The 25,043-nt window shown below is 70.3% G+C and carries 20 protein-coding genes and 1 pseudogene; 8 read left to right on the top strand and 13 right to left on the bottom strand.

Going from position 1 to position 25,043, the window contains the following annotated elements:
- Nucleotides 1–60 precede the first annotated feature (60 nt).
- The 4 genes from ACFVWY_RS29200 to ACFVWY_RS29215 all read left to right on the top strand — a co-directional run bounded on the left by ACFVWY_RS29200 (nt 61) and on the right by ACFVWY_RS29215 (nt 3,689).
- Nucleotides 61–864, top strand: coding sequence for a YitT family protein (locus ACFVWY_RS29200; protein WP_389877662.1), 804 nt, complete (start codon nt 61–63; stop codon nt 862–864).
- Nucleotides 861–1,625 carry a glycerophosphodiester phosphodiesterase gene (locus tag ACFVWY_RS29205; protein WP_389877663.1) on the top strand — a complete coding sequence of 255 codons (765 nt, stop codon included), beginning with the start codon at nt 861–863 and terminating at the stop codon, nt 1,623–1,625. Before ACFVWY_RS29200 ends, ACFVWY_RS29205 begins: the two co-directional genes overlap by 4 nt.
- 46 nt (nt 1,626–1,671) lie before the next feature.
- Nucleotides 1,672–3,039, top strand: a complete 1,368-nt coding sequence (locus ACFVWY_RS29210) for an MFS transporter (protein ID WP_389877664.1) — start codon at nt 1,672–1,674, stop codon at nt 3,037–3,039.
- A gap of 275 nt (nt 3,040–3,314) precedes the next feature.
- Nucleotides 3,315–3,689: an RNA polymerase-binding protein RbpA gene (locus tag ACFVWY_RS29215; protein ID WP_007262928.1), complete on the top strand. Its 375-nt coding sequence runs from the start codon at nt 3,315–3,317 to the stop codon at nt 3,687–3,689.
- Nucleotides 3,690–3,825: 136 nt separating this feature from the next.
- On the opposite strand, the gene fxsA is transcribed toward ACFVWY_RS29215, so the two are convergent.
- From fxsA to ACFVWY_RS29235, 4 genes are all read right to left on the bottom strand, one after another.
- Complete coding sequence (gene fxsA, locus ACFVWY_RS29220) at nt 3,826–4,413, bottom strand: FxsA family membrane protein (RefSeq protein ID WP_389877666.1); 588 nt, start codon at nt 4,411–4,413, stop codon at nt 3,826–3,828.
- Nucleotides 4,414–4,488: 75 nt separating this feature from the next.
- The gene (locus tag ACFVWY_RS29225; RefSeq protein WP_389877667.1) at nt 4,489–5,256 is read right to left on the bottom strand and encodes a polyprenol monophosphomannose synthase; all 768 of its coding nucleotides are present in this window, start codon (nt 5,254–5,256) and stop codon (nt 4,489–4,491) included.
- 549 nt (nt 5,257–5,805) lie between these two features.
- Nucleotides 5,806–7,452 carry an amidohydrolase gene (locus ACFVWY_RS29230; protein ID WP_389877669.1) on the bottom strand — a complete coding sequence of 549 codons (1,647 nt, stop codon included), beginning with the start codon at nt 7,450–7,452 and terminating at the stop codon, nt 5,806–5,808.
- Between the two features lie 46 nt (nt 7,453–7,498).
- On the bottom strand, nt 7,499–7,939 hold the full coding sequence (locus ACFVWY_RS29235; RefSeq protein ID WP_389877670.1) for an Lrp/AsnC family transcriptional regulator: 441 nt from the start codon (nt 7,937–7,939) through the stop codon (nt 7,499–7,501).
- A 204-nt stretch (nt 7,940–8,143) separates the two neighbouring features.
- Here ACFVWY_RS29235 and ACFVWY_RS29240 point away from each other — a divergent pair, with 204 nt between their 5' ends.
- Complete coding sequence (locus ACFVWY_RS29240; RefSeq protein WP_389877672.1) at nt 8,144–8,551, top strand: hypothetical protein; 408 nt, start codon at nt 8,144–8,146, stop codon at nt 8,549–8,551.
- A 367-nt stretch (nt 8,552–8,918) separates the two neighbouring features.
- Here ACFVWY_RS29240 and ACFVWY_RS29245 read toward each other — a convergent pair whose 3' ends face one another.
- Nucleotides 8,919–10,091, bottom strand: coding sequence for an acyl-CoA dehydrogenase family protein (locus tag ACFVWY_RS29245; protein WP_389877673.1), 1,173 nt, complete (start codon nt 10,089–10,091; stop codon nt 8,919–8,921).
- A 372-nt stretch (nt 10,092–10,463) separates the two neighbouring features.
- Between ACFVWY_RS29245 and ACFVWY_RS29250 the strand changes: the two genes are divergently transcribed.
- From ACFVWY_RS29250 to ACFVWY_RS29260, 3 genes are all read left to right on the top strand, one after another.
- Nucleotides 10,464–11,738, top strand: a complete 1,275-nt coding sequence (locus tag ACFVWY_RS29250) for a glycoside hydrolase family 18 protein (protein WP_389877674.1) — start codon at nt 10,464–10,466, stop codon at nt 11,736–11,738.
- A 154-nt stretch (nt 11,739–11,892) separates the two neighbouring features.
- Complete coding sequence (gene argG / locus ACFVWY_RS29255) at nt 11,893–13,341, top strand: argininosuccinate synthase (protein ID WP_389877676.1); 1,449 nt, start codon at nt 11,893–11,895, stop codon at nt 13,339–13,341.
- A gap of 198 nt (nt 13,342–13,539) precedes the next feature.
- Nucleotides 13,540–14,907: an alkaline phosphatase gene (locus ACFVWY_RS29260; protein ID WP_389877678.1), complete on the top strand. Its 1,368-nt coding sequence runs from the start codon at nt 13,540–13,542 to the stop codon at nt 14,905–14,907.
- Between the two features lie 111 nt (nt 14,908–15,018).
- Here the strand turns inward: ACFVWY_RS29260 and ACFVWY_RS29265 are convergent, their stop codons facing one another.
- From ACFVWY_RS29265 to ACFVWY_RS29300, 8 genes and pseudogenes are all read right to left on the bottom strand, one after another.
- On the bottom strand, nt 15,019–15,999 hold the full coding sequence (locus ACFVWY_RS29265) for a hypothetical protein (RefSeq protein WP_389877680.1): 981 nt from the start codon (nt 15,997–15,999) through the stop codon (nt 15,019–15,021).
- A 159-nt stretch (nt 16,000–16,158) separates the two neighbouring features.
- Nucleotides 16,159–16,749 (bottom strand): DUF2690 domain-containing protein, encoded by a 591-nt coding sequence (locus ACFVWY_RS29270; protein WP_389877681.1) that lies wholly within the window; start codon nt 16,747–16,749, stop codon nt 16,159–16,161.
- Nucleotides 16,750–16,982: 233 nt separating this feature from the next.
- Nucleotides 16,983–17,123, bottom strand: a pseudogene (locus tag ACFVWY_RS29275) (peptidase C39 family protein); the annotation flags it as partial.
- A 1,772-nt stretch (nt 17,124–18,895) separates the two neighbouring features.
- Entirely contained in the window at nt 18,896–19,822 is a 927-nt protein-coding gene (gene dapF, locus ACFVWY_RS29280) for a diaminopimelate epimerase (protein WP_389877683.1), read from the bottom strand.
- A gap of 33 nt (nt 19,823–19,855) precedes the next feature.
- A complete protein-coding gene (locus tag ACFVWY_RS29285) occupies nt 19,856–20,917 on the bottom strand; it encodes a fatty acid desaturase (RefSeq protein ID WP_389877684.1) in 1,062 nt (353 codons plus the stop codon).
- 52 nt (nt 20,918–20,969) lie between these two features.
- On the bottom strand, nt 20,970–21,761 hold the full coding sequence (locus ACFVWY_RS29290) for a leucyl/phenylalanyl-tRNA--protein transferase (protein WP_389877686.1): 792 nt from the start codon (nt 21,759–21,761) through the stop codon (nt 20,970–20,972).
- A gap of 13 nt (nt 21,762–21,774) precedes the next feature.
- A complete protein-coding gene (locus ACFVWY_RS29295; protein ID WP_389877688.1) occupies nt 21,775–23,619 on the bottom strand; it encodes a non-ribosomal peptide synthetase in 1,845 nt (614 codons plus the stop codon).
- Nucleotides 23,620–23,732: 113 nt separating this feature from the next.
- On the bottom strand, nt 23,733–24,995 hold the full coding sequence (locus ACFVWY_RS29300; RefSeq protein WP_389877690.1) for an MFS transporter: 1,263 nt from the start codon (nt 24,993–24,995) through the stop codon (nt 23,733–23,735).
- Nucleotides 24,996–25,043: the final 48 nt, after the last annotated feature.

Raw genomic sequence — 25,043 nt, forward strand, 5'->3', positions numbered from 1 at the left:
CAATCCCCTGCCACAGAGTGGCATGCGACAGTCCACCATCACCACATCAGGGGGTACGTCTTGTCCACCGCCGCCGCCCCTCACGGAGCGCACCTCACCCGTCGGCTGGTCCAGCTGTACGTCGGTCTCGCGCTCTACGGGGCCAGCTCCGCGCTCCTGGTCCGCGCCGGTCTGGGGCTCGAACCCTGGGGCGTGCTGCACCAGGGGCTCGCCGGGCGCACCGGGCTGTCCATCGGAGTCGTCTCGATCATCGTCGGTGCGGTGGTGCTGCTGCTGTGGATACCGCTGAGACAGCGGCCTGGGCTGGGCACCGTGTCCAACGTGTTCGCGGTCGGTCTCGCCATGGACGGAACGCTCGCGCTCGTCCCCGACGTGCACGGCCTGGCCGCGCGGATCGCCGTACTGGCCGCGGGGGTCGTGGTCAACGGAGTCGCGACCGGGCTGTACATCGCGGCGCGGTTCGGACCGGGGCCCCGCGACGGGCTGATGACCGGGCTGCATCTGCGTACCGGCCGCTCCATCAGGCTGGTACGCACCCTGATCGAGGTCGCGGTCGTGGTGAGCGGCTTCCTGCTCGGCGGCTCCCTCGGCGTGGGCACGGTGCTGTACGCCCTGGCCATCGGCCCGCTCGCCCAGTTCTTCCTGCGGGTCTTCGCGATCGGCCGGAATCCCGCCGACGAGGAGGAGCCGGGCGGCGCGAAGGCCTCCGCCGGAGAATCCGGCGGGAAGTCCGGCAGGGAGTCCGGCAGGGAGGAGCCCGAGGGGCAGGGAGCCGACGGGCAGGGAGCCGACGCTCCCGCGCCGGATGACGGCGGCACCTCCGTCACCCCCCGGACACCGGGGCAGGCCATACTTCCGCAGTGACCTCAGAACGCCACCCCTATCTCGACCATCCCGCGACGATCCCGTTCGCCCACCGGGGCGGTGCGGCGGACGGGATCGAGAACACCACCACCGCGTTCCGCCGGGCCGCCGACGCCGGGTACCGCTACTTCGAGACCGATGTGCACACCACGTCGGACGGCCGCCTGGTGGCGTTCCACGACACCACCCTGGACCGGGTCACCGACGCCCGCGGCCGGATCGCCGAGCTGCCCTGGAGCGAGGTGCGGCGGGCCAGGGTGGCGGGCCGGGAGCCCCTGCCCCTGTTCGAGGAACTGCTGGAGACGTTCCCCGGGGCCCGCTGGAACGTCGACCTCAAGGCCCCTTCCGCCCTGGAGCCGCTGATCGGGCTGATCCGCCGGGCGAACGCCTGGGACCGGGTGTGCGTCGGCTCCTTCTCGGAGGCGCGGGTCGCCAAGGCGCACCGCCTGGGCGGCCCCCGGCTCGCCACCTCCTACGGCATCCGGGGCGTACTGGGCCTGCGGCTGCGCTCCTACGGGATACCGGCGGCACTGCGGGCGGGCGCGGTGTGCGCGCAGGTGCCGGAGAGCCAGAACGGCATCCGGGTGGTCGACCGCCGCTTCGTGCGCGAGGCGCACGCGCGCGGCCTCCAGGTGCACGTCTGGACGGTGAACGAACCCGAGCGGATGGCCGCGCTCCTCGATCTCGGTGTGGATGGCATCATGACCGATCACATCGAGACGCTGCGCACGGTGCTGAGCGAGCGGGGGGCCTGGGCCTGATGCCTGCCGTGCCGGGTCTTCACGGGGAGAGACGAGGGGGTGCGGCTTGAGCACCGAGACCGCGGAAACCGCTGAACCGACCGGTCCGGACGCGGACGCGGCCACGAGCCGAAGACGCGAACAGCGCGGCTGGTATTTCTATGACTTCGCGTGCTCCGTCTATTCGACGAGCGTGCTGACGGTGTTCATCGGCCCCTACCTGACCTCGATCGCCAAGGCGGCCTCGGACGCCGACGGCTATGTGCACCCGCTCGGCATTCCGGTCCGGGCCGGATCACTGTTCGCGTACGCGGTCTCGGCGTCCGTCGTGCTCGCCGTGATCGTGATGCCGATCGTGGGTGCCGCCGCGGACCGTACGGGGCGCAAGAAGCCGCTGCTGGCGGTCGCCGCCTACACCGGGGCCGCCGCGACCACCGGCATGTTCTTCCTGGACGGGCACCGCTATCTGCTGGGCGCGTTCCTCCTGATCGTGGCGAACGCGGCGATCTCGGTCTCGATGGTGCTGTACAACGCGTATCTGCCGCAGATCGCCGGGCCGGACGAACGGGACGCGGTCTCCTCGCGCGGCTGGGCCTTCGGCTACACCTCGGGCGCGCTGGTCCTGGTGCTGAATCTGATCCTGTACACGGGCCACGATTCCTTCGGCCTGTCCGAGTCCGACTCGGTACGGATCTGTCTGGCGTCGGCAGGTCTGTGGTGGGGCGCCTTCACCCTCATACCGCTGCGCCGTCTGCGCGACCGGGGCGTGACGACGAACGGCGAGGGGGCGGTCGGTTCGGGCTGGCGGCAGCTGCTGGCCACCCTGCGCGACATGCGCCGCCATCCGCTGACGCTCTCCTTCCTGCTGGCGTACCTCATCTACAACGACGGCGTGCAGACCGTGATCTCCCAGGCGTCGGTGTACGGATCGGAGGAGCTGGGCCTCGACCAGACCACCCTGATCACGGCGGTCCTGCTGGTGCAGGTGCTGGCGGTGGCCGGGGCGCTGGGGATGGGGCGGCTGGCGCGCTCGTACGGCGCGAAGCGCACGATTCTCGCCTCGCTCGCGGTCTGGACCCTGATTCTCGTGGCCGGATACTTCCTCCCCTCCGGGGCGCCGGTCTACTTCTACCTCCTGGCCTCGGCGATCGGCATGGTGCTGGGCGGCAGCCAGGCGCTGTCACGCTCGCTCTTCTCCCACCTGGTACCGCGCGGCAAGGAGGCCGAGTACTTCTCCGCGTACGAGATGAGCGACCGCGGTCTGAGCTGGCTGGGGCCGCTGGTGTTCGGTCTCGCCTTCCAGCTGACCGGCAGTTACCGGGACGCGATCATCTCGTTGGTGATCTTCTTCGTGGTCGGTGCGGCGCTGCTCGCGAGGGTGCCGGTGCGGCGGGCAGTGGCCGCCGCGGGCAATCCCGTACCGGAACGGATTTAGACGTTGAAGTGAAAGGCCGGTAGTGTACGCCTTTGGCCTGCCCGGAGGACCGTTACTGCGCGTGGAAGAAGTAAAACCGTTGGGTGACAACTTTCACCAGATGTGACATTCCGGGCATCGGTGGGTACTTGGAACCCTGGGAAACCTTAAGAAGCAGCGGCACGACGGGCGACGCATGACCGGCAACGGGAATCTTTACCGCCGACCGGACGTTGACCGGATGACGACGACAGCGACACCTGTCCTGTGGGCGACAAGCCCGGGAGGCACGATTCATGAGTGAGCGAGCTCTCCGCGGCACGCGACTCGTGGTTACCAGCTACGAGACGGACCGCGGCATCGATCTGGCCCCGCGCCAGGCGGTGGAGTACGCATGCCAGAACGGACATCGATTCGAGATGCCGTTCTCGGTAGAGGCGGAGATTCCGCCGGAGTGGGAGTGCAAGGCGTGCGGCGCCATGGCACTCCTGGTGGACGGGGATGGCCCCGAGGAGAAGAAGGGCAAGCCTGCGCGTACGCACTGGGACATGCTCATGGAGCGGCGCACCCGCGAGGAGCTGGAGGAAGTCCTCGCCGAACGGCTGGCGGTGCTGCGCTCCGGCGCCATGAACATCGCCGTGCACCCGAGGGACAGCAGGAAGTCCGCCTGACCCCTCACGCACCACCTCATTACGACAGAGCCGCGGGCCGTGACACCGATCGTGTGTCACGGCCCGCGGCTCTGTGTCGTACCGAGGGCCTTGCCGCGTCCCGGCGCATGGCCGTGGGCCGGGACGAGGCGGGCGTTCAGGGGGTCAGGGGCGGCCGGGGGCCGTCGTCGGAGCGCGGTCCCGGCTGTGTGCCGTCGGGCCGGATGACCTCACCCTGCACGATCTTCCCGTCCGGCCGGTGAATGCGGGCCTGCTGGAAGGCGTCGGAGAAGCTGCCGGGGCTCGCGTCCCGCATCCGGCGCTCCAGGGACCGCTCCGCGTACCGGCCGAGCCGGGTACGGACCGGCGGCACCAGCAGGACGAGCCCGGCGACGTCCGAGATGACCCCGGGGATCATCAGGAGCAGCCCGCCGAGCATCAGGAAGCCGTTGCCCCTGCTGTCGGGGGCGTCGGTCTGCGGGGCTGCGGCCCCGGACCGGTCCGGGGTCCGCTGGAGCGTCTCGGTGAGGTTGCGGAAGGCCCGGCGGCCGGCCCGCTTCACGACGGCGGCGCCGCACACGAGGCCCGCCGCCAGGAGCAGCAGCACGGTGAACCCGCCCGCCGCGTTGGCCACGACGGTGAGCAGCCAGATCTCCAGCACCGCCCAGGCGGCGATGGCGAGGGGGATGTAGGTGCGGGCGCGTGAGCGCTTGCGGGCGGTCGGGGGCGGAGTGCCGGTCGTCATGGTCCCCAGTGTGCCCGTACGGGCGTCCGAGTGGCACAAGGGGGTGATCCCGCCGGGGCGCCGCGGGCGGGCCGGTCAGAGGGCCTTGCGGCCCAGGACCCGGTTCGCGCGGGAGGTGACACCCCAGGAAGTGACCCGCCAGAGCGCCTCGACCAGGATGTCCCGGCTCATCTTCGAGTCGCCGATCTCCCGGTCGACGAAGGTGATCGGGACCTCGACGACGTGGTACCCGGCCTCGACGGCCCGGCGGGCCAGGTCGACCTGGAAGCAGTAGCCCTGCGAGGCGACCTGGTCGAGGCCGAGGCCGTCCAGGGTCTCGACGCGGAAGGCCCGGAAGCCTCCGGTGACGTCCCGGGTGCGCAGCCCGAGCAGGAGCCGGGAGTAGGTGCTGCCCCCGCGGGAGATCATCTCGCGGGACTTGGGCCAGTTGACCACACGCCCGCCCGGCACCCAGCGGGAGCCGAGCACCAGGTCGGCGCCCTTGAGCGCGGTGAGCAGCCGGGGCAGTTCCTCGGGCTGGTGGGAGCCGTCGGCGTCCATCTCCACGAGCACGCCGTAGCCCTGTTCGGTGCCCCAGCGGAAGCCCGCGAGGTAGGCCGCGCCGAGTCCTTCCTTGCCCTTGCGGTGCAGCACACGGACCTGGCTGTCCCCGGCGGCGATCTCGTCGGCGATCTTGCCGGTGCCGTCCGGGCTGTTGTCGTCGGCGACCAGGATGTCGGCCTCCGGCACGGCGGTACGCACCCGGCTGACGATCGGCTTGATGTTCTCGGCCTCGTTGTAGGTCGGGATGATCACCAGGATCTTGCCGAGCGGCCCGTACCGCCGCTGACCGCCGTCGTTCACTTACTGCCCCTTACGTCCGTACGCAGGTGCCCACCATATCCAGCGGACGCGGGCCGTTCGGCGACGCGGTCGGGCAGGACCTGTCCCGGGCCCGGGACAGAAGGAGGGAAGTACGGACAGATGCCCGGTACGGGCGGGACGGGAACTGCGGATGGGGGCCCGGCGCCCTTCGGGCCGACCTGGGGCCCGCTGGCTGCGGGTCGACCTAGAGCCGTTGTCTACTGAACGTCCGGGCCCCATCCGGGTCGCACCGCCGACCGGCTGAAACCTTCCCTCGTCCCGAGGCGCGGGCGCTGAACCTGGCTGACAGTGGTGGTGCGCCGGTGCGGCACACCACCCCGTGACCCAGCGGCGTTCGACGACTGCGTGGAGGTTCGACCGGTCAGACGTCCTGTGGTGGACCCGGCCGAACCTACCGGCCAGTGGCCGCATTCTGTCAATAGCCGTCTGACCTGCAATATTTACGAAACTTGCCTGGTCAGTAGCGAAGATCCCCAGGTCGCGGCGGAACCGGACCCACCACCGGTGACGGTACGGAACATCCGCACGTCACTCGTTCGGCCGCTCGTAGACCGTGTGTCCGAGAACCACCGTCCGCAGGCAGACCGGGAGCTCCGCTCCGGGGGTGAGATCGGGCAGGCCGGGCGTGCCCGAACGGGGGTCGGTCGACCAGCGGGCTACCCGGTCGTCGGGGGCCTGGACCAGCAGCTCGGAGGTGCGCCAGACCGCGTAGTCGGCCGGGGCTCCGGGGACCAGGAGGCCCGCGTCGTCACGCCCCACGGCCCGCCAGCCGCCCCTGGTGTGAGCGGTGAAGCCCGCCCGTACGGAGATCCGGTGCTCGGGCGTGCGGTGGAAGGCGGCGGCCCGCACGGTGCCCCACGGGTCGAACGGGGTGACCGGACTGTCGGAGCCGAAGGCCAGCGGCACACCGGCCCGCAGGAGCGCCGCGTACGGGTTGAGGGTCCTGGCCCGCCCGGCACCGAGCCGGTGCGCGTACATCCCCTCCTCGCCGCCCCAGGCCGCGTCGAAGGCGGGCTGGACGGAGGCGGTCAGTCCCAGCTCCGCGAAGGCGGCGACGGTCTCGGGGGTGAGCATCTCGGCATGCTCGACCCGGTGCCGGGCACCGCGGATCCGGGACAGCCCGAGCGTCTGCGAGGCAGCCCGGACCCCGTCGACGACGGCCGAGACCGCGGCGTCCCCGATGGCGTGGAAACCGGCCTGGAGCCCCGCCTCGGTGCACGCGGTGACGTGGGCGGCGATCTGAGCGGCGTCCAGGTGGGCCGTGCCGGTGTGCCCGGCCGGGCCGTCGGCGTACGGCTCGTGCAGCCAGGCGGTGTGCGAGCCGAGCGAACCGTCCACGAAGAGGTCTCCGGCGGCGCCGATCGCGCCGAGCTCGCGGATGCGGCGGGCGTCCTTCTCGTCGGCGACCTGCTCGGCCCAGTAGCCGTGGACGCGCGGCCCGTTCTCCGCCGCGGCGAGCTTCAGCAGCCCGGCGAAGTCCTCCTCGTCGGAGATGTCCGGGCCGCCGCACTCGTGCAGGGTGCCGATGCCGAGCGAGGCGGCGTGGCGCAGGGCGGCACGCTGGGCGTCGGCGCGCTGGGCCGGGGAGACCGCGCCGTGGGCCGCGGCGCGGACCGCGTGGTGGGCGGCCCCGGTCAGAGGCGCGTCGGGGTGGTAGCCGGTCAGCCCGGTGACACCGGGGACGAGGTCGAGCAGCGCGGTGGTCACGACCGCGGAGTGCACGTCGACCCGGGGCAGGTAGACGGGGCGGCTGGCGGCCGCCGCGTCGAGTTCGGCGCGCGAGGGGGGGCGCTGTTCCGGCCAGCGGGCGGCGTCCCAGCCGTGGCCGAGGACCACCCGGTCCCCGGGGCGGGCGGCCACATGGGCGCGCAGCAGGGCGAGCGCCTCGTCCAGGCTCCGGGCGCGGGACAGATCGAGGCCGGTGAGGGCCAGCCCGCTCGACGTGGTGTGGACGTGGGCGTCGGTGAACGCGGGGGTGACCAGCGCTCCGTCGAGGTCGACGACCTCGTCGACGCCGCTCGCGAAGGCGTCGGCGGCCCCTTCCGAGCCCACCCAGGCGACATGGCCGCGTTCGACCACCATGGCGGTGGCGAAGGGGTCGGCGGGGCTGTGGACGTCTCCACCGCGCAGCAGCACGGTGCGGTGGTCGCTCTGGGGGGCGGTGCTCTCGGTCATGGGACCAGTCTCGCGCCTGCCCGGACCCGAACGGTCCGCGACCCCCTCAGATCCGCGGCGGCCGTGCCTCGTACGGGGTGGACAGGACGACTGTGGTGCGGGTGGAGACACCGGCCAGGGAGCGGATCCGGGTGAGCAGGTGCTCCAGCTCCAGCGGCGCGGCGACCCGCACCTTGAGGATGTAGTTCTCGTCGCCCGCGACGCTGTGGCACGCCTCCAGCTCCGGGACCTCGGCGAGCCGTTCGGCGATGTCGTCCGGCGCGCTCGGGTCGAAGGGTTTCACCGAGATGAACGCGGTGATCGGCAGGCCCACGGCCTCCGGGTCGACGACCGCGGCGTAGCCCCGGATCACCCCGCGCTGCTCCAGCCTGCGGACGCGCTGATGAACCGCCGATGTGGACAGGCCCGTGGCCTTGCCCAGGTCGGTGTAGCTCATCCGCCCGTCCTTGACGAGCAAATCCACGATCTGTCGGTCCAGCTCCTCCATACGGATCAACCTAGGGCCCCGGGGCCCTCCAGGCACAGCGTCCGGCTCTCAGAAGAGGCCGCACGCAGGGTTCATGTGACGAACACCACAGGTTTACGGGTGGGTAGCCGACCCCCTCACGGTTACGGGGGATGCGTGACGGGAAGTGCTTGCTGTGGCCGAGGCCAAGTCGCCTGATCGGCCCACCTGAGGGGGGAATTTCCCATGCAGAGCCTGAAGCTCACCGGCCGCGACGAACCGGACCTCGCCGAGGACACCGTTCCCGGCGAGGACATCGCGTTCGACGCGTACGACACCTTCGAGATGTACCGGGTGATCTGCCCGGACTGCGCGCAGCCGATCGCGCTGCTCGCGGGCGAGGAGGTGCTTCCGGAGCACGCGCGGTGCCCGACGCCGTGGAATCCGTTCGTGCTGACCGTCTGCTCCGGCACCGGGCGTACGGCCGCGCAGGCGCGGCCCGCCGATGACTCCCTCGACGCCCAGGAGCAGGAGACGGGCCTGCTGCTGACGCTCCCCCAGGGGCTCGACTGGAGGATGCAGCCGTTCTCGCACGCCGGGGGCCCCGGCTCCCGCCCGCTGCGCGTTCCCCGCATGCGGCACGACGCCGCCTGACGCCCGCCGCGCACCGCCGGCAGCTCCCGCGCACCACGACGGCCCGGCCGACGTGGTGTCCGCGGTACGCGTTCCGCCCCTTCGGAGCGGGCCGGGCGGACTCTCGGTGCCGGCAGTGAGCAGGACCCCGGCCCTCGCCCCTGGCCCCGCGTGGTCCCGGCCGCCGTCCTTTCTCTTCCGCCGCAGCCGCCGCTTGCGCGGTCCGGTGCACGGCCGGTCCCTCCCGGACGGTTCCGCGCCCGGTCCCCCGCCTGCCGCGCACCGCCACGCCACCGGGAGAGCGTGGTGCGGACCCTGCCGGGCCGCCACGACCAGGAGTGAAGCCGGATCGTGACGACTCCCGCGCGGCCGGACCGGCCGCCGCGGGTCAGCGGGTCTCGGGACCTGCGAGGTGGCGCGCGATGACCATCCGCTGAATCTGGTTGGTGCCCTCGACGATCTGCAGCACCTTCGCCTCGCGCATCAACCGCTCGACGGGGAAGTCGAGGGTGTAGCCGTATCCGCCGAGCACCTGGACGGCGTCGACGGTGACCCGCATGGCGGTGTCGGTGCAGAACAGCTTGGCCATGGCCGCCTGGCGGGAGAAGGTCTGGCCCGCGTCGCGGAGCCGGGCCGCCTCCAGGTAGAGCGCACGGCCCGCCTCGATCTGAGTGGCCATGTCGGCGAGCATGAAGCGCAGCCCCTGGAAGTCCGCGATGGGGCGGCCGAACTGCTGCCTCCCGGCGGCGTAGCCGATGGCCTCGTTCAGGGCCGCCTGGGCGACGCCGATCGCGCAGGCGGCGATGCCCAGCCGTCCGGAGTCGAGCGCGGAGAGGGCGATCGCGAAGCCCTGGCCCTCCTCCCCGACCCGTCGCGTGTCGGGAATCCGGACGCCGTCGAAGTGCAGCTGGGCGGTAGGCGAGCCCTTCATGCCCATCTTCTTCTCGGGCGCGGCCGCACTCAGCCCCTCGGCGTCGCCGGGCACCAGGAACGCGGTGATCCCGCGGGCACCCTCGGCGCCGGTGCGGGCCAGCACCGTGTAGAAGTCGGCGACGCCGCCGTGGGTGATCCACGCCTTCGTGCCGGTGATGACCCAGTCGTCACCGTCCCGTACGGCCTTGGTACGGAGCGAGGCGGCGTCGGAGCCGGCCGCGGGCTCGGAGAGGCAGTAGGCGCCCAGCAGGCCGCCCCCCAGCATCGCGGGGAGGTGTTCGGCCCGCTGCTTGTCGGTGCCGTATCCGGCGACCGCGTGGCAGGCCAGCGAGTGGACGCTGACGCCGAGGCCGACGGTGAGCCGGGCGGCCGCGAGCTCTTCGAGCACCTGGAGGTAGACCTCGTACGGCTGGTCACCGCCGCCGTAGGCGGAGTCGTAGGGAAGGCCCAGCAGACCGGACTCGGAGAGCAGCGAGAAGACCTCGCGCGGGAACCGTCCCGCTTCCTCCTCCTCGGCGGCCGCGGGAACGATCTCCCGCTGAGCGATGTCGCGAACGAGCGCGACCAGCTCCCTGGACTCCTCGGTGGGCAGTCGACGTTCCACCATGTGTGAAGCACGGTCGGTCATGACGGCGCTCTCCTCCCTGTCGGGCGTTGCGACGGTCGCGCGCGAGGGGTGTGGGCGGCGCCGCCGGGGGATCCGGGCTTGCCCGGAAAAGCACTGAGGTCCAGCCGCGCCGTCGGTCCCCCGGATTACGAGAGCCGCTGGCCAGCGGCTGTGGCGGCTTGAGTATGCCCGATCGGACGATATCCGTCACGGGGCACCCGGGCGACTCGGCCACGTGCGGAAGGGCCACGGGACTTGGTCCACACCATTGACCTGACTGGTCTAGTCCATCTACGGTTCCCACGGAACGGCATTTGCGCGTTCATGCCAAGTTCGCGTCATCGCCGACTCCCTGTCCCCGCAAGCGAGTTCCCTCCCCCACGAGGAGACAAGATGTTCGGACCCCACCGCGTCCGCGCCCGATTCCGGGCGTTCGCCGCTGCCGCCTGTACCGCCGCCCTCGGCGCCGCCCTGCTGGGCGTCGCGGGCACCGCACCGGCCGGCGCGACCCCCACCACCACGCGGGCAGCGGCGCCCGCCACCGTCGACGCGACCCCCACCGCGGCCGGCGACAAGGTGGTCGGATACTTCACTAACTGGGGCGTCTACGGACGCAATTACCACGTGAGGAACGTCGAGACCTCCGGGTCGGCCGACAAACTCACGCACATCAACTACGCCTTCGGCAACGTCCAGGGCGGCAGGTGCACGATCGGCGACTCGTACGCCGACTACGAGAAGGCGTACACCGCCGACCAGTCCGTCGACGGCGTCGCCGACACCTGGGACCAGGATCTGCGCGGCAACTTCAACCAGCTGCGCAAGCTCAAGAAGCTGCACCCCGACCTGAAGATCATCTGGTCGTTCGGCGGCTGGACCTGGTCCGGCGGCTTCGGTGAGGCCGCCAAGAACCCGGCCGCGTTCGCCGAGTCCTGCTACAACCTGGTGGAGGACCCCCGCTGGGCCGATGTCTTCGACGGCATCGACATCGACTGGGAGTACCCCAACGCCTGCGGCCTGACCTGCGACACCAGCGGCCCGGCCGCCCTGAAGGGCCTCACCACGGCACTGCGCACCAAGTTCGGCGGCAACAACCTGGTCACCGCCGCCATCACCGCCGACGGCTCCGACGGCGGCAAGATCGACCTCACCGACTACGCCGGCGCCGCCCAGTCCCTGGACTGGTACAACGTGATGACGTACGACTTCTTCGGCGCCTGGGACGCCAAGGGCCCCACTGCCCCGCACTCCCCGCTCACCTCGTACAACGGCATCCCGCAGGCCGGCTTCAGCTCCGCCGACGCCATCGCCAAGCTGAAGACCCAGGGCGTCCCCGCCTCCAAGCTGCTCCTCGGCATCGGCTTCTACGGCCGCGGCTGGACCGGCGTCACCCAGGACGCCCCCGGCGGCACCGCCACCGGAGCCGCCCCCGGCACCTACGAGGCCGGCATCGAGGACTACAAGGTCCTCAAGAACAGCTGCCCCTCCACCGGCACCGTCGCCGGAACCGCCTACGCCCACTGCGGAACGAACTGGTGGAGCTACGACACCCCCGCCACCATCGCCTCCAAGATGACCTGGGCCAAGAGCCAGGGCCTCGGCGGCGCGTTCTTCTGGGAGCTCAGCGGTGACACCACCGACGGGGAGCTGATCAGGGCCATCAACTAGACAGGGAGCCCCCGCACGGAATCCGGGACGGGGCGGCGGGCCGGTGGGCCCGCCGCCCTGTTCCGCTCGTTGCGGATGCCCGGCCAGGCCCCGGCGGAACCGGGCAGCCGCGTCAGATGTTGCATGATCATGCGATGTGGTGCATAGTCTTCCCATGTCCAAAGTCCTCACCTCCCTCCCCGCCGGCGAGCGCGTCGGCATCGCCTTCTCCGGCGGGCTCGACACCTCCGTAGCCGTCGCCTGGATGCGTGACAAGGGCGCCGTGCCCTGCACGTACACCGCCGACATCGGCCAGTACGACGAGCCCGACATCGCGTCCGTGCCCGGTCGCGCCTCCGCGTACGGCGCGGAGATCACCCGGCTCGTCGACTGCCGGGCCGCGCTGGTCGAGGAAGGACTGGCCGCGCTCTCCTGCGGTGCGTTCCACATCAGGTCGGGCGGGCGGCCCTACTTCAACACGACGCCGCTCGGACGGGCCGTGACCGGCACCCTGCTGGTTCGCGCCATGCTTGAGGACGGGGTGCAGATCTGGGGCGACGGTTCCACCTTCAAGGGCAACGACATCGAGCGGTTCTACCGCTACGGGCTGCTCGCCAACCCGCACCTGCGGATCTACAAGCCCTGGCTGGACGCGGACTTCGTGACGGAGCTCGGCGGCCGCAAGGAGATGTCGGAGTGGCTGCTCGCGCACGAGCTGCCGTACCGGGACTCCACGGAGAAGGCGTACTCCACGGACGCCAACATCTGGGGCGCCACCCATGAGGCCAAGACCCTGGAGCACCTCGACACCGGGGTCGAGACGGTCGAGCCGATCATGGGAGTGCGGTTCTGGGATCCGTCGGTGGAGATCGCCACGGAGGACGTGACGATCGGCTTCGACCAGGGCCGCCCGGTCACCATCAACGGCAAGGAGTTCGCCTCCCCCGTCGATCTCGTGATGGAGGCCAACGCGATCGGCGGCCGTCACGGCCTCGGCATGTCCGACCAGATCGAGAACCGGATCATCGAGGCGAAGAGCCGCGGCATCTACGAGGCGCCCGGCATGGCGCTGCTGCACATCGTCTACGAGCGTCTGGTCAACGCGATCCACAACGAGGACACGCTGGCCGCGTACCACAACGAGGGCCGCAGGCTCGGCCGGCTGATGTACGAGGGCCGCTGGCTGGACCCGCAGGCGCTCATGATCCGCGAGTCGCTCCAGCGCTGGGTCGGCGCGGCCGTCACCGGCGAGGTGACGCTGCGGCTGCGGCGCGGTGAGGACTACTCGATCCTCGACACCACCGGCCCCGCGTTCAGCTACCACCCGGACAAGCTCTCCATGGAGCGCACCGAGGACTCGGCCTTCGGCCCGGTGGACCGCATCGGCCAGCTGACCATGCGGAACCTGGACATCGCCGACTCACGGGCCCGCCTGGAGCAGTACGCGGGCCTCGGCCTGGTCGGCACCGGCCACCCGACGCCGATCGGTGCCGCGCAGGCGGCCTCGACCGGGCTGATCGGCGCCATGGACCGGGGCGGCGCCCAGGCGATCGCCTCGCGCGGGGAGGCCGCGGACGAGGAGACCATGCTGGACCGCGCCGCGATGGAGTCCGGCACGGACTGACACCGGCTACCGGTCGTACGCGACGGGCCCCGGCGGATTCCCTTCCGCCGGGGCCCGTCGCCGTACCGGGCGGCGCGCGGGCTCCGCATGCCATGTTCCGGCAGGACGGAGGCAGCCCGGACGCCATCGGTGGTTCACCCGCCGCTGATGAGCTGTGCGGCGTCGGTACTGACCGCCGGCCGGAGCAAGGAGAACCGCATGTCCGTGAAGCGCCTGCCGCGCAAGCACCTGATGGCCACCGCCGCCGTCCTCGCCACCACCGCCGCCGTCGCGCTGACGGCCACGGCCGGTGCGCACGACGCCCAGGACTACGCGAAGGGCGCCGTCAAGGGCGGCAAGGCGAAGAACGTCATCCTGCTCATCGGTGACGGCATGGGCGACTCCGAGATCACCCTGGCCCGCAACTACACCGTGGGGGCGGCCGGCCGCCTGAACATGGACAAGTTCCCGCTGACCGGCGCGTACACCACCTACGCCGTGCACGAGAACGGTACGCCGGACTACGTCACCGACTCCGCGGCCAGCGGTTCCGGCTGGGCGACCGGCGTGAAGACCGTCAACGGCCGGATCTCCAAGACGCCGGGCAGCAACAAGGCCGTGCCGACCATCCTGGAGCTGGCGCAGAAGGGCGGCTACGCCACCGGCTCGGTGACCACCGCCGAGCTGACCGACGCCACCCCGGCCGTTCTCGCCTCGCACGTCACCGACCGCTCCTGCCAGGGCCCGGCCGACATGGCCAAGTGCCCCACCGACACCCTCGCCAAGGGCGGCCCCGGCTCCATCGCCGAGCAGAGCGTCAGCCACAAGGTCGACGTCCTTCTCGGCGGCGGCAGGCAGCGCTTCGACCAGACGATCACCGAGGGCCGGTACAAGGGCCTGACCGTCACCGGGCAGGCGCGCAAGCTCGGCTACCAGGTCGTCACCGACAGCGCCTCCCTGAAGGCGGTCAAGGGCGGCAAGCCGGTGCTCGGCCTCTTCGCCCCGGGCAACGTTCCCACCGAGTGGACCGGCAGGGCCGCCGCGCCCGGGGGGACCGACCCGCAGCGCTGTGTCACCTCCAACCCGAACCGGCCCGCCGGAATCCCGGACCTCGCCAGCCAGACCACCCGGGCCATCCAGCTCCTGGAGGCGAAGCAGAAGCGGAACCACGGCAAGCAGGGCTTCTTCCTCCAGGTCGAGGGCGCGTCGATCGACAAGCAGGACCACGCGGCCGACCCCTGCGGCCAGATCGGTGAGACCGCGGCCTTCGACCGCGCGGTGAGGACGGCTCGCGCGTACGCCGCCCAGCACCCCGACACCCTGGTCGTCACCACCGCCGACCACGGCCACAGCAGCCAGATCGTTCCGCTGGAGGCCCAGCCGCCCGGCCTGAGCTCCACGCTGATCACCGACGAGGGCCAGCCGGTCAAGGTCAACTACTCGACCAACACACCCGGCCAGTCGCAGGAGCACACCGGCACCGAGGTCCGGATCGCGGCGCAGGGCCCGCAGGCCTACCGCGTCCTGGGCGTCACCGACCAGACCGACCTGTTCAGGACGATCCGCGAGGCGCTCCGGGTCCGCTGACCCTCGAAAGCGCCGGTGCCCACGCCGCGGGCCCCCTCGGCACCGGCAGTCCCGCCGACGGGGCCCGCGGCTCCTCCCGCCGTGCGCACACCCGGTGTCCGGCCGGGCCCGCTACTGCATGACCGTCCGCGGCAGGTGGGCCGGGGTGCTGACGCAGTGGTAGATCTGAAGGGTGTAGCCGCGCCCGATGGTCACCATCGTGGGTTCGTGCGCGGTCCGGTAGGGATGAGGGTCGTTCCCGTCGGCGTCCTCGACGGGACACCAGCTGCCGGTGGCGCCGTCCCACTCACTGCTGTCGACGGTGAGCAACGCCTCCACGGGGCCGCCGCATTCGCCGCAGTGCAGCTCGTCGGCGCCCGCGGGATCGCGGAACGTGAAGTGCGCGGGCCAGCCTCCCAGCTTCCAGCCGGGCGCGACCGACAGGTCCGCCGCGTAGTCCGCCGACCGGCCCTGCGCCCACGCGCGCAGCCCGGCCTGCCGCTCCTCGTCGAGGACGTGGGGCGGCGGGAACTCCCGGATCTCCTCCGGGTGCAGCACACACGGTGCCGGTACGTGATCACTCTGGTCCATGTAGACCGGCTCGGGCGGCTTGCCCAGAATCTCCCGCACGTCCGCCGACGACCGCCAGCGCAGCTGCACCGCTTCGGAGCACCCCTCGATGTCCTCGAAGGGCGCCCACAGGACCTGGAGCAGATCCGTCCCGTCCGGACACGGGAGCCCGGGGACGTCCCGGGCGTAGAGCTGCGCGACCGGGATCAGCGGGAGGGGGCCCTCGGGCAGGGACTCCGGTGCGTAACCGGCGCCGATCCGGTCGATGACCTCCTGTTCCTGCCGGGTGAACAGGTTCTCGCGGGGTCCGCGGGGCCGCGCCCACGCCCGCGTGAGCAGGTCCCTCCGGGTGCGTATGTCGGCGAGCGTGGTCAGCGGCCGGCCGGGCCGGTACGCCGGTGTGTGCTCCGGCCACGGCTCCGCGGCGGGCCAGAGCAACGGCCCGCCCACCGAACTGTCCTGAACGGTCGGCGCACCCGGACGCGGATGCAGCCGGACGGCGCTCCTGGCCAGGCCCGCCAGCTCCGAAAACTCCGCTGCCACGTCAAGCGGGCGCGGTGGCGTCGTACGTGTCACGTCTTCCCCTCAGCAGGACCGATGCCGTATTGCAGCACGTGGCACCGACACCGCGCCCACCACCACCCCGCGCCATCCCCGTCATCCGGCCGCGCCCGGCAGGGCGCGCCGCCGGTCCGCCGACGGTCACCGCCACGTCGTGGCTTCGCTCGCCTCGATGCAGTAGCGCTCGTACGTACTGGCCCCGCCGGTCTTCGGAAGCGCGCAGGCGGTCGCGTGGAACTCGCCGTCGCCGACCGCCGCCATCTGCGTGAACTGGTCGTTGCCGTAGGTGATCTCGGCGTTGCGCTCGCCGCCGCCGCGGACCTTCACCCGCACCTGGTCCCCGGGGCTGCCCTGCTCGATCTTCGCCCACACGGCCTGGCAGTCCTCGCTGTACCGCAGCGAGAGGACCGCGGGGTTCGCGGTGTCCGGCTTGTAGCTCCGCGCGTCCTCCGCGCACCCCTGGTCCTTGGGACTCTTGCCGTCGCAGGCCTCCCCAGGGCAGGTCGGGTCGTCGAGGACGGCCTTCACCAGATGGTCGCCGAGCGGGGTCACCACGGAGGCCACGGCGGCGGAGGCGACCGCCACCACCAGCGCCAGTACCGTCGCGTTGGTGCGCCAGCCGCGCCTGTTCCCGGAGGCGGGCGGCTCGGGTTCCGGCTCGGGTTCCGGCCCCGGTTCGGGCTCGGGCCCGGGAAGGGGCTCGGGGGCGTCGTCGGCATCGCTCGTCGTCATGGGGTCCGCCTTGGTACAGCAGTGGCCGGAAGGATCAGAATCGGCTTCTTCCGCCGCGGGAACAAGGCGCACGCCGGGGGCGGGAAGGGCACGCGGCGAGCCGCGCATGCGCCGGGACGGCCCTGCCCCGCCGTCAAGGGCGAGCGGCCCTGGCCGGTGTGCCTGGGGAGGGCCCGGCGCGTACGGCCGCCTCACCCCGGGCGGGTGAGGAGGCCACGGTGCCGCGCGTACGGTCAGAGCAGGCCGAACGCGCGCAGTACCCGGCGCTGCGCCGCTGTGGGCCGGGCGGGCCAGTACAGGTAGCAGACCCCGCCCGTGCCGCTTCTGACCTTGCCGTTCGCGTCGTAGCGCTTGGTGCGCAGCCAGATGTTCTCCAAATGGGAGGGCGCCGCCTACCACGCGACGCCCTCCTGAGCAAACATGCAGGTCAGAGGCGCGGACCGTGCGAGGCAAGTCGAGCGCAGAGGCACTGGTGCTGACCTGGTGCTGACTTCCGCTGACGTCCGTTCCGGTCCGTTCGGGTGCGTCGTGCTGGATCGGTACTGGCTTCAGAGCCCTCGTCGCCCGGCAGACCTCCACCCGCTTGGTGCGGCCGCCATTCCTCACTACTGTCCTCGCGAGCAGCCGAAACAAGCGTAGAGGAATTGTTCGTGAGTGAGCCGATGTGGGACGTCAAGGCTCTTGCCGCCTATCTCGGGAAGCCTACTTCTTGGGTGTACGACAATCACCTCAAGGAGGGAATGCCGAGCTTCCGCGTGGGCCAGCAGCTACGGTTCTCTCCGGTGGAGGTTCGGCAATGGCTTGAAGAACGATGCCGAATGGTCACATGAACGTGAAGTACAAGGAGACCGCGCGGGGCGGGCTCGCGGTGAACATCATCGAGTGCTGAGGTTGTTGGCCCTGACCAGCTCTTTTGTGTCTTTCAGCGCTGTCAGGGCCTTCCCTGCTTACGCGGCGGAAAGTCCCTGGATCGGCCCTGGGACAGACGCGAAAGTCCCTGAAAAGTCCCTGGGATATCCCTGCGCAAGCAACCTTCCGGGGCCCGGGACCAGGGCCCCAATCCCTCGAAGGGACCGGCAAAGCCACCGTTTCGGCATAACGTTCAAGGCCCTCTCCTCCGCTCCACGCAGCGGGGGAGACGAACGCGGGACGTAAGCTGACGTGATCAGTCAGAGGGGGATCATGGAAGCGCCGAACGTCATCGGAGACTGGCAGGACTATCAGTCCGATGAGTGAGCCGGCCTGCGTGTACGGGTGCACACCCTCACGAGGGGAGTGCACCCGCAGGGTCGTAGGGACGAGGCGAAGGGGCTGACGTACGTCTCGTTCCAGGTGACGTTCGAGAACCGCCGTTCCACACACCTCTCCATCGATTTGTGCGACCATCCCCGCCACATTGACGTCCGTGTGAGACGGGACGGCCACGGCGCCTTCGTGGATGAGTACGGCTCCAGCGACATCCGAGGCTTCAACCTCTACCCGCAACGGCGGGCGACGGCCACCGTCTACGCCGCTGCACCCCCGCGCAGTTGCGGCAACTGGACATCCAAATCAGTCCAGAGATCGACGGTGAGCAAGCGTTCGGATACGTCTGGGTCGGCGGACTCGGCATCCACGAGGGCTCAACGGGAAGGAACTCTCGCGCGTCAGCGGCTGATTCCGGCATGGCCCGCGAGGTGGAACGTTTCCTGAAGGAAACGGCTCCCGGTTCCTGAAACCACCCATGTGCGACCGGGGGCGCCTGCAGCTCTGACCCTCAACCGGGCCAGCGCTGTCTTCAGGTTTCGACCCCGAGACCTACGCATTACGAGACCGAGAGCGATCGTGCCGAGTGGTGCCGCGCCATGCTCCCTGATGACGTTTTCCCAGATCAGACCATGTGCGCCAGTCTTCCCCGTGCGGCCTCGCACTGGCTCGTCCAAAGGCGTCTGTCCACCGGCTGTCCACCGGAGCGCCTCTCCGGGCGGCTCCTAAGGTCTCACTTGCTTGCGTTGCTGGAGCGGCCGACTTCGACTCCGAGCACAGTTCGACGCGCTTGTCAGGATCTGGCAATAGCCGCACGCGCTGAAGGTGACGGTCGCCGCTGTGGCAGGTGCGGCCATCGGTGGGCCATTCCGCCTCGATGCCCACTTCGCCGGTGAGGGCTTCACACACCATGTGGCGGGCCAACAGCTGCTCTGCTGAGCACGCCGCGATTAAGCAGATCATTTGTCTTTTCAGTGCCGGTAAGGCGGCGCACAGGCCGGATTCCGGTGGCGGCGATATGAGCTGAGCCAGCGAGGCGAAGTGTGCCGTCGTCGTGGACGGTGACGTGTAGGGTGCCGCCGGGCACGTCGACGCGGAATACACCGGTTCTCGGATCGGCTGAGGTCAGCACGTGCGCGGTTACGGCGGCACAGGCGCCGGTGCCGCAGGCGCGAGTCTCGCCGACGCCGCGCTCGTGCACCCGCATGATGAGGTGTCGCGGACCACGTCGCTGGACGAACTCGACGGTGACGCCGTGCGGATAGGCGTTGGTCGGTGTGACGACGGGCGCAACGTTGAGGGGGCCGGGATGGTTTAGGTCATCAACGAAGACGACCGCGTGCGGGTTGCCGACGTCGACGTGCACGGCGGGCCAGCTGAAGCCGTCGGCGGTGACGGTGATGGTGTCGGGGCCGGGCAGGGTGGGGCGGCCCATCTCGACATGGATGTCCTCGCTGTCGTCGATGGGCACGTGGACGGTGCGGATTCCGGCGCGGGTGGCAATCGGGAGTCGGCCCGGGGCTGCGAGGCGTGTGTCAACGAGGTGCCGGGCGAAGACGCGGATGCCATTGCCGCACATGGCGCCGAGGCTGCCGTCCGCGTTGCGGTAGTCCATGAACCATTCCGCGTCACGGGCCATCGTGGCGGCCTCGGGGATACGGGTGGCGGGGACCGCGCGCAGGAGTCCGTCCGCGCCGATGCCGGTGCGTCGGTGGCAGAGCGCGGTGATGTCGGCCGGCGTCAGGTGCAGTCGGTTGTCCGGGTCGGTCACCACGAGGAAGTCGTTCTGTGCGCCGTGGCCCTTGGCCAACAACAATGGAGTGGGCATGGTGTTCGGTTCTCCTGCCTGTGTGCGGCCGTGCTACCTGGTAAGCAGCGCAACGGTCTGTGGAGCGTCGGCCACCGTGTCCGCGGCCAGAGCCTTGCGGTGCCGACGCAGGACCGCGTTGTCCCCCAGGAGCAGGGCGTCGGGCGAGTAGTGGGGGAATCCGATGGCGTGCTCCAGCGCGGGGAGGAAGTTCCAGCGCACCGACGGGTGAGCGGAGTGAGCGTAGTGGTAGAGGTCTCCGTAGGGCAGCCATGTGCCGCGCGCGAGGAGGGCGAGGGCGGGCAGGTTCGGATACATGCGGAGGCAGCGCGCGGCTTCGACGACGGCGGGCGGGCCCGCGATGGGTTCGGCGTCGAACCAGCGGTGCTCCACCAGGAGCGACATCCAGGCGAGCTGCGGGTAGAACAGCAGTCGCGGAATGACGAAGACGAACAGGGCCACGTGCCAGCCCCAGGCCCACGTTGCGATGGTGGGCGCGGCGGCCAGCGCGACGAAGCGTCCCCAACGAGCCTGCGAGGTAAAGATGTTGGCGTAGATGCCCTGGACTGTGTCGACGATGCCGTGTGGCGTGAGCGGGAATACGACGGCTCGTACGAAGTGTCGTGTCGCAACGCCAGGGTGGAGCCCTGCCTGGTGCAGGTCGGCGAGGTTGGGGTCGACGCCGGAGACGGTGGCGTTGGGGTGGTGCTCGCGCACGTGACGCTGTCGGCGTACCGGCACGGGGACGAACCCGAGCGGGAGGTGCACGGCGGCTTCTGCCAGGAAGGCGCTGAGCCGGGGGTTACGGGTGAGGACGCCATGGACCGCGAAGTGGCTGACCTCCTGGAGATGGCGCATCTTGACCGCGCTCACGACGGCGGTCAGCACCCAGGCCCAGACGCCGTGGTGGGCGGCGAAGAGGCACCATCCGGCTATCTCCACCCAGTGGCCGATGAGCAGCAGGACCGGAGTGGCGTCGTTGACCCGCTGACGCTGTAGCGCCATGACGTCGCGCAGCGTCTTCAGCGTGTGGCGTCCGCGGCGGGGACTATGCCACCAGCGGTCGGCCTGCCGGATCGTGATGCCCAGGGTGATGAGGAGCAGAGCAGTGAACATTGCGTCTCTCTCGGCTTCGGGAGTGTAGGTCCGTGGGGTTCGGGCTGTCCGGCTAGGGCACGAGAAGGCGTCTGGCGTCGGCGGGTTGCTCGTCGAGGACACCGGGAGGTCCTGCCGGGCCCAGCCTCTGCAGGTACTCGGCTCGCGGGATTCCTCGGGCGCCCACACTGACCGTGTAGTCGTTGTGGCCCTGCGCGTCCAGGAGCCGGATGTTGCCGAGGTCGGTCCGGCGCGCGAGGTCCGCGATGGCGATCTTCGCAGCATGGGGCCGACGGCTGAAGGTGGACGACATGACGAAGACCTGGTCGAGGGCGAAGCCGAAGAGCCCGCCGATAAGGTCGCCGCCTTCCCACACTTCGATGCTCTTGACCCAGCCGTCCTGGTGCAGGTCCTTCAGACAGTCCACCAGGGTTTCGGTGATCCACCTCGGTTTGCGGTCGCCTCGGCAGGCGTCCAGGACGCCGGTGAAGTCCTCGTTCACGCGGGTCGTCCAGGACGAGCCGCGGATCTTCTTCCGGACGGTGCGGCCCAGGCGGATTTCGTCGGTGGGAATGACGTAGCGCAGATAGGGCGACCACCACTGTGTGCCGTACGGGTTCGCCGTGGAGGGAAGCACGGGGATGTCACCGGTCTGTACGTCCGGGCTGTAGGTGGCTTCGGCCTCGGCGAGGTCGTCGGCTTCGCTGCGGGGCAGGCAGAACACGCCGTGGTGGTGCGCTGCGAGGAGGCTTTCGGGCGAGAGGTCGCCGCCGATGGCGACGGGGACGCCGAGTCCCATGCCGAGCGTGGCTTCCGGCCAGAACTCCAGGCTCGGGGCGGGTACTTGTGCGGAAGCTGTCGTCATGTCGGTCCTCTTCTCAGGCGGGCCGGGGCGCTTGCGCGTCGGCGGGCTCCGTGGTCAGGTGCTGGCTGACGGCGTGCTGGAAGTCGGACAGGCGCGGGTTTTCGAAGATCGTCCGGATGGGGAGGGCGGTGCCCAGGAGGTGCCGCAGAGCGAGCGTGAGCTGGGTGGCCTTGACGGAGTCTCCGCCGATGTCGAAGAAGCGGTCGGCGGAGTCGATCGCGTCCGCTTTCAAGATGTCCCGCCAGGCGGTGTTCAAGATGTCGGGCAGTTCCTCGCCCGCCGCAGGCGAGGAGTGCGGGTGCTGCTGAGCCGCGACGGCGAGGGCCTGGATGTCTGCCTTGCCCGCGGTGTTCATCGGGATGGAGCCGACCGCCGTGAGGCGGGGGAGCATGTGCGCAGGCAGGCTCTCGGCCAGGCGGGCGCGGATCACGCTCAGGTCGGTGCTCTCGTTGAGGACGAGCCAGGCGTGCAGGCCCTCGCCCGCCTGGCCCTCCAGCAGGGCGACAGCGGTATTGGCCACTTCGGGGCAGGCGCGTAGATGATGCTCGATCTCGCCGAGTTCGATGCGGTGGCCGTTGACCTGGACCTGGTTGTCGAAGCGGCCGAGGAACTCCAGTTGGCCGCGTGCGTTGTACCGGCCCCTGTCACCGGTGCGATAGGCGCGGACAGGGGTGGGGGCGTCGGGCAGGGCGAGGAGAGCGAAGCGGGCGCCTTCGGCAGGCCCGGGGTTGAGGTAGCCGCGGGCCACTTGGTCGCCGCTAATGCAGATCTCGCCGATCTCACCTGCGGGTACGGGCCGCAGGTCCCGGTCTACGACGAGGGCCTGATTACCGGGCAACGCGGTGCCGATGACCGGCTCGGGGTGGTGTGCCAGGACGGCCCCGGTGACATACACCGTTGTTTCCGTGGGGCCGTAGTAGTTGTGGGTGCGCACGTGCGTGAGGGAGCGCAGTTGCTGCCACAGTTCGGCATCAATGGGTTCGCTGCCCAGGATGAGGAACTTCAGGGAGTCCAGTGCGCAGGCGCCGACAGCCAGGAGCAGGGCTCGCATCTGCGTCGGAGTACCGTCGAACAGGTCGATGCGCTGCGTGCTCAGCAGATTCCCGAGACGTTCCGGGTCACGGCGGGTGGCCTCGTCCACGATGACGAGTGTGCGTCCACGGGCCAGGTTGGCGAAGTCCGCGAAGAAGGGATCGGCACTGGTAGCACCATTGAGTGCCACACGTCGCACACCGGGATCGTTCCCGCCGTACAGGGCCTGTTCCATGCTGTCGGCCATGGCGGACAGAGTCTGGTGCTCGACCATCACGCCCTTGGGCTGCCCGGTGGTGCCGGAGGTATAGATGACGTAGGCGAGGTCGGTGGCTTTTACCAGCATGTCGCCCCTGGCCAGCGGCCCAGTTCCGGTCGCATGGTCGGCCCCCGGCGGCAGAATCGTACGGATGCCGGCGGGCAGCGAAGCGGCCAGCTCCTGGGCCGTCACCGCGACACGGGTTCCACTGTCGCGGAGCATATGCTCACGGCGACGGGGCGGAGCGACGGGGTCCAACATCAGGCAAGCCCCGCCGGCCAGCCAGGTGCCAAAGATGGCCGCGACGAGGGCGGGCGTGCGCGGCAGCAAAATGGCCACGGGCACCTCGCGGCCGACGCCCTCGCCCTGTAGCCGGGCGGCCAACTCGAGTGCCTGATCGGCAAGTTCGCGATAGGTGATATGGGCGTGGTCATGGACCACCGCGACGCGGTCGGGGTGTCGGGCCGCAGCGTCCAGCATGGCCTGGGGCAGGCAGGTCGGCTGCTCGGCGTGCTCACCTATCAGCATGTGTGACGTGATCTCGGCTATGTCGGCAAGGTTGGGCATGGGGGATTTCCTCCACAAGGCTTGGGTTCGCTGCCCTGGGCGCGAGCTCGCACTCCGCGTCGAGCAGGGCGATCAAGAGGTGATGCTGTACGGGTCGGCCGGTGGACTGCGGGCTAGCAGCGGACCGCATCCAGGCGCCGGGTGGTCGGCAGGAGCACGGCGACGGAGCAGGCGGTGAGCATCGTGAGCCCGCCTGCCGTGAGGACGGCAGGGGCGCTGAAGTGCCGTGCCAGAAGCCCGGAGAAGAAGTATCCGAGCGGTTGCAGCGAGTACGAGAGAGTCATGTTCACGCTGTAGACCCGGGAGAGGAGATGCTCGGGCACTCTGTTCTGCAGCAGGGTGTTCTCGATGACGTCGAAGGAAAGCCCGACACCGAACAAGATCGCGCCGAGGAACAGCATGCCTGGCTGGCCTCCCAGCGTGCCGAGAACCGTGGCGCCCAGGCCCATCGCCGAGCCCAGAACGAGCAGTCCGGTGCCCGCCTTGATCCCGCGCACACGCCCGATGATCAGTGAGGCCAGCAGCAGGGCAGCGATCTCGGACGCGCTGACCAGTCCTAGGGTTCCCACCCCGCTGTGGGCCTGCTGGACGAGCGCGGGCAGCAGCACGGAATAGGGGGCCAGGCACAGGATGTTGACCGCGAGCGACAGGGCGATGATCAGAATCAGCCAGGGCTCGGAGCATGTGTAGCGCAGCCCCTGGGAAAGTTCCCGGCGGATTCCGTCCATCGTGCGTGGGCCGGGGCGGGCTCGGATGTCCGTGGCCATCATCGCGACGGCCGCGATCGCGAAGGAGGCGGCGTTCAGCGCGAAGACGAGTGCGGGTCCACCGACCCCGAAGAGGCCAGCTGCCAGCAGGGGCCCCACGAGGCGGGCCAGGCTCGAGGACGCGGTGAGCACGGAGTTGGCCTTACGGAACTCCTTTGCTTCGAGCAGTTCGCGATTCATGGCCGCGTAGGCCGGGCTGTAGAAGGCGCTGACGGTGCCCAGCACTACGGCTGCGGCCATGAGGAGGCCGAGGGAGAGGTGTTGTGTGGCGGCGAGCACCGCGAGGACACCGATGGCCCCGGCGGCCGTCAAGTCGGCACCGACGATGACGCGGCGCCGTGACCATCGGTCGGCCAGTGTCCCGCCGGCCACGGAGAATATGACCTGCGGCGCGAAGTTGAGGGCCAAGATCGTGCCCATAGCGGCTGTTGACGAGGTCATCCGGTAGACGGTCCAGCCGAGCGCGACGGAGTATGCGCCGTTGCCGACTTTCGAGACGGTCTGCCCGAACCAGAAGAGGACGAAGTTGCGCTGTGCCCACAACCGTGGCGTGGCGTCGGGGCGATCTGCCGTTGCGGGGGACTGGGGTGTGCGCAGGGTGATGCTCACGGACTCGGCCTCGTCGTGGAGGCCGCGAGATCTGGAGCGGGGAGGATG

The organism is Streptomyces sp. NPDC058195 (genome assembly GCF_042883525.1).
Taxonomy (GTDB): Bacteria; Actinomycetota; Actinomycetes; order Streptomycetales; family Streptomycetaceae; genus Streptomyces.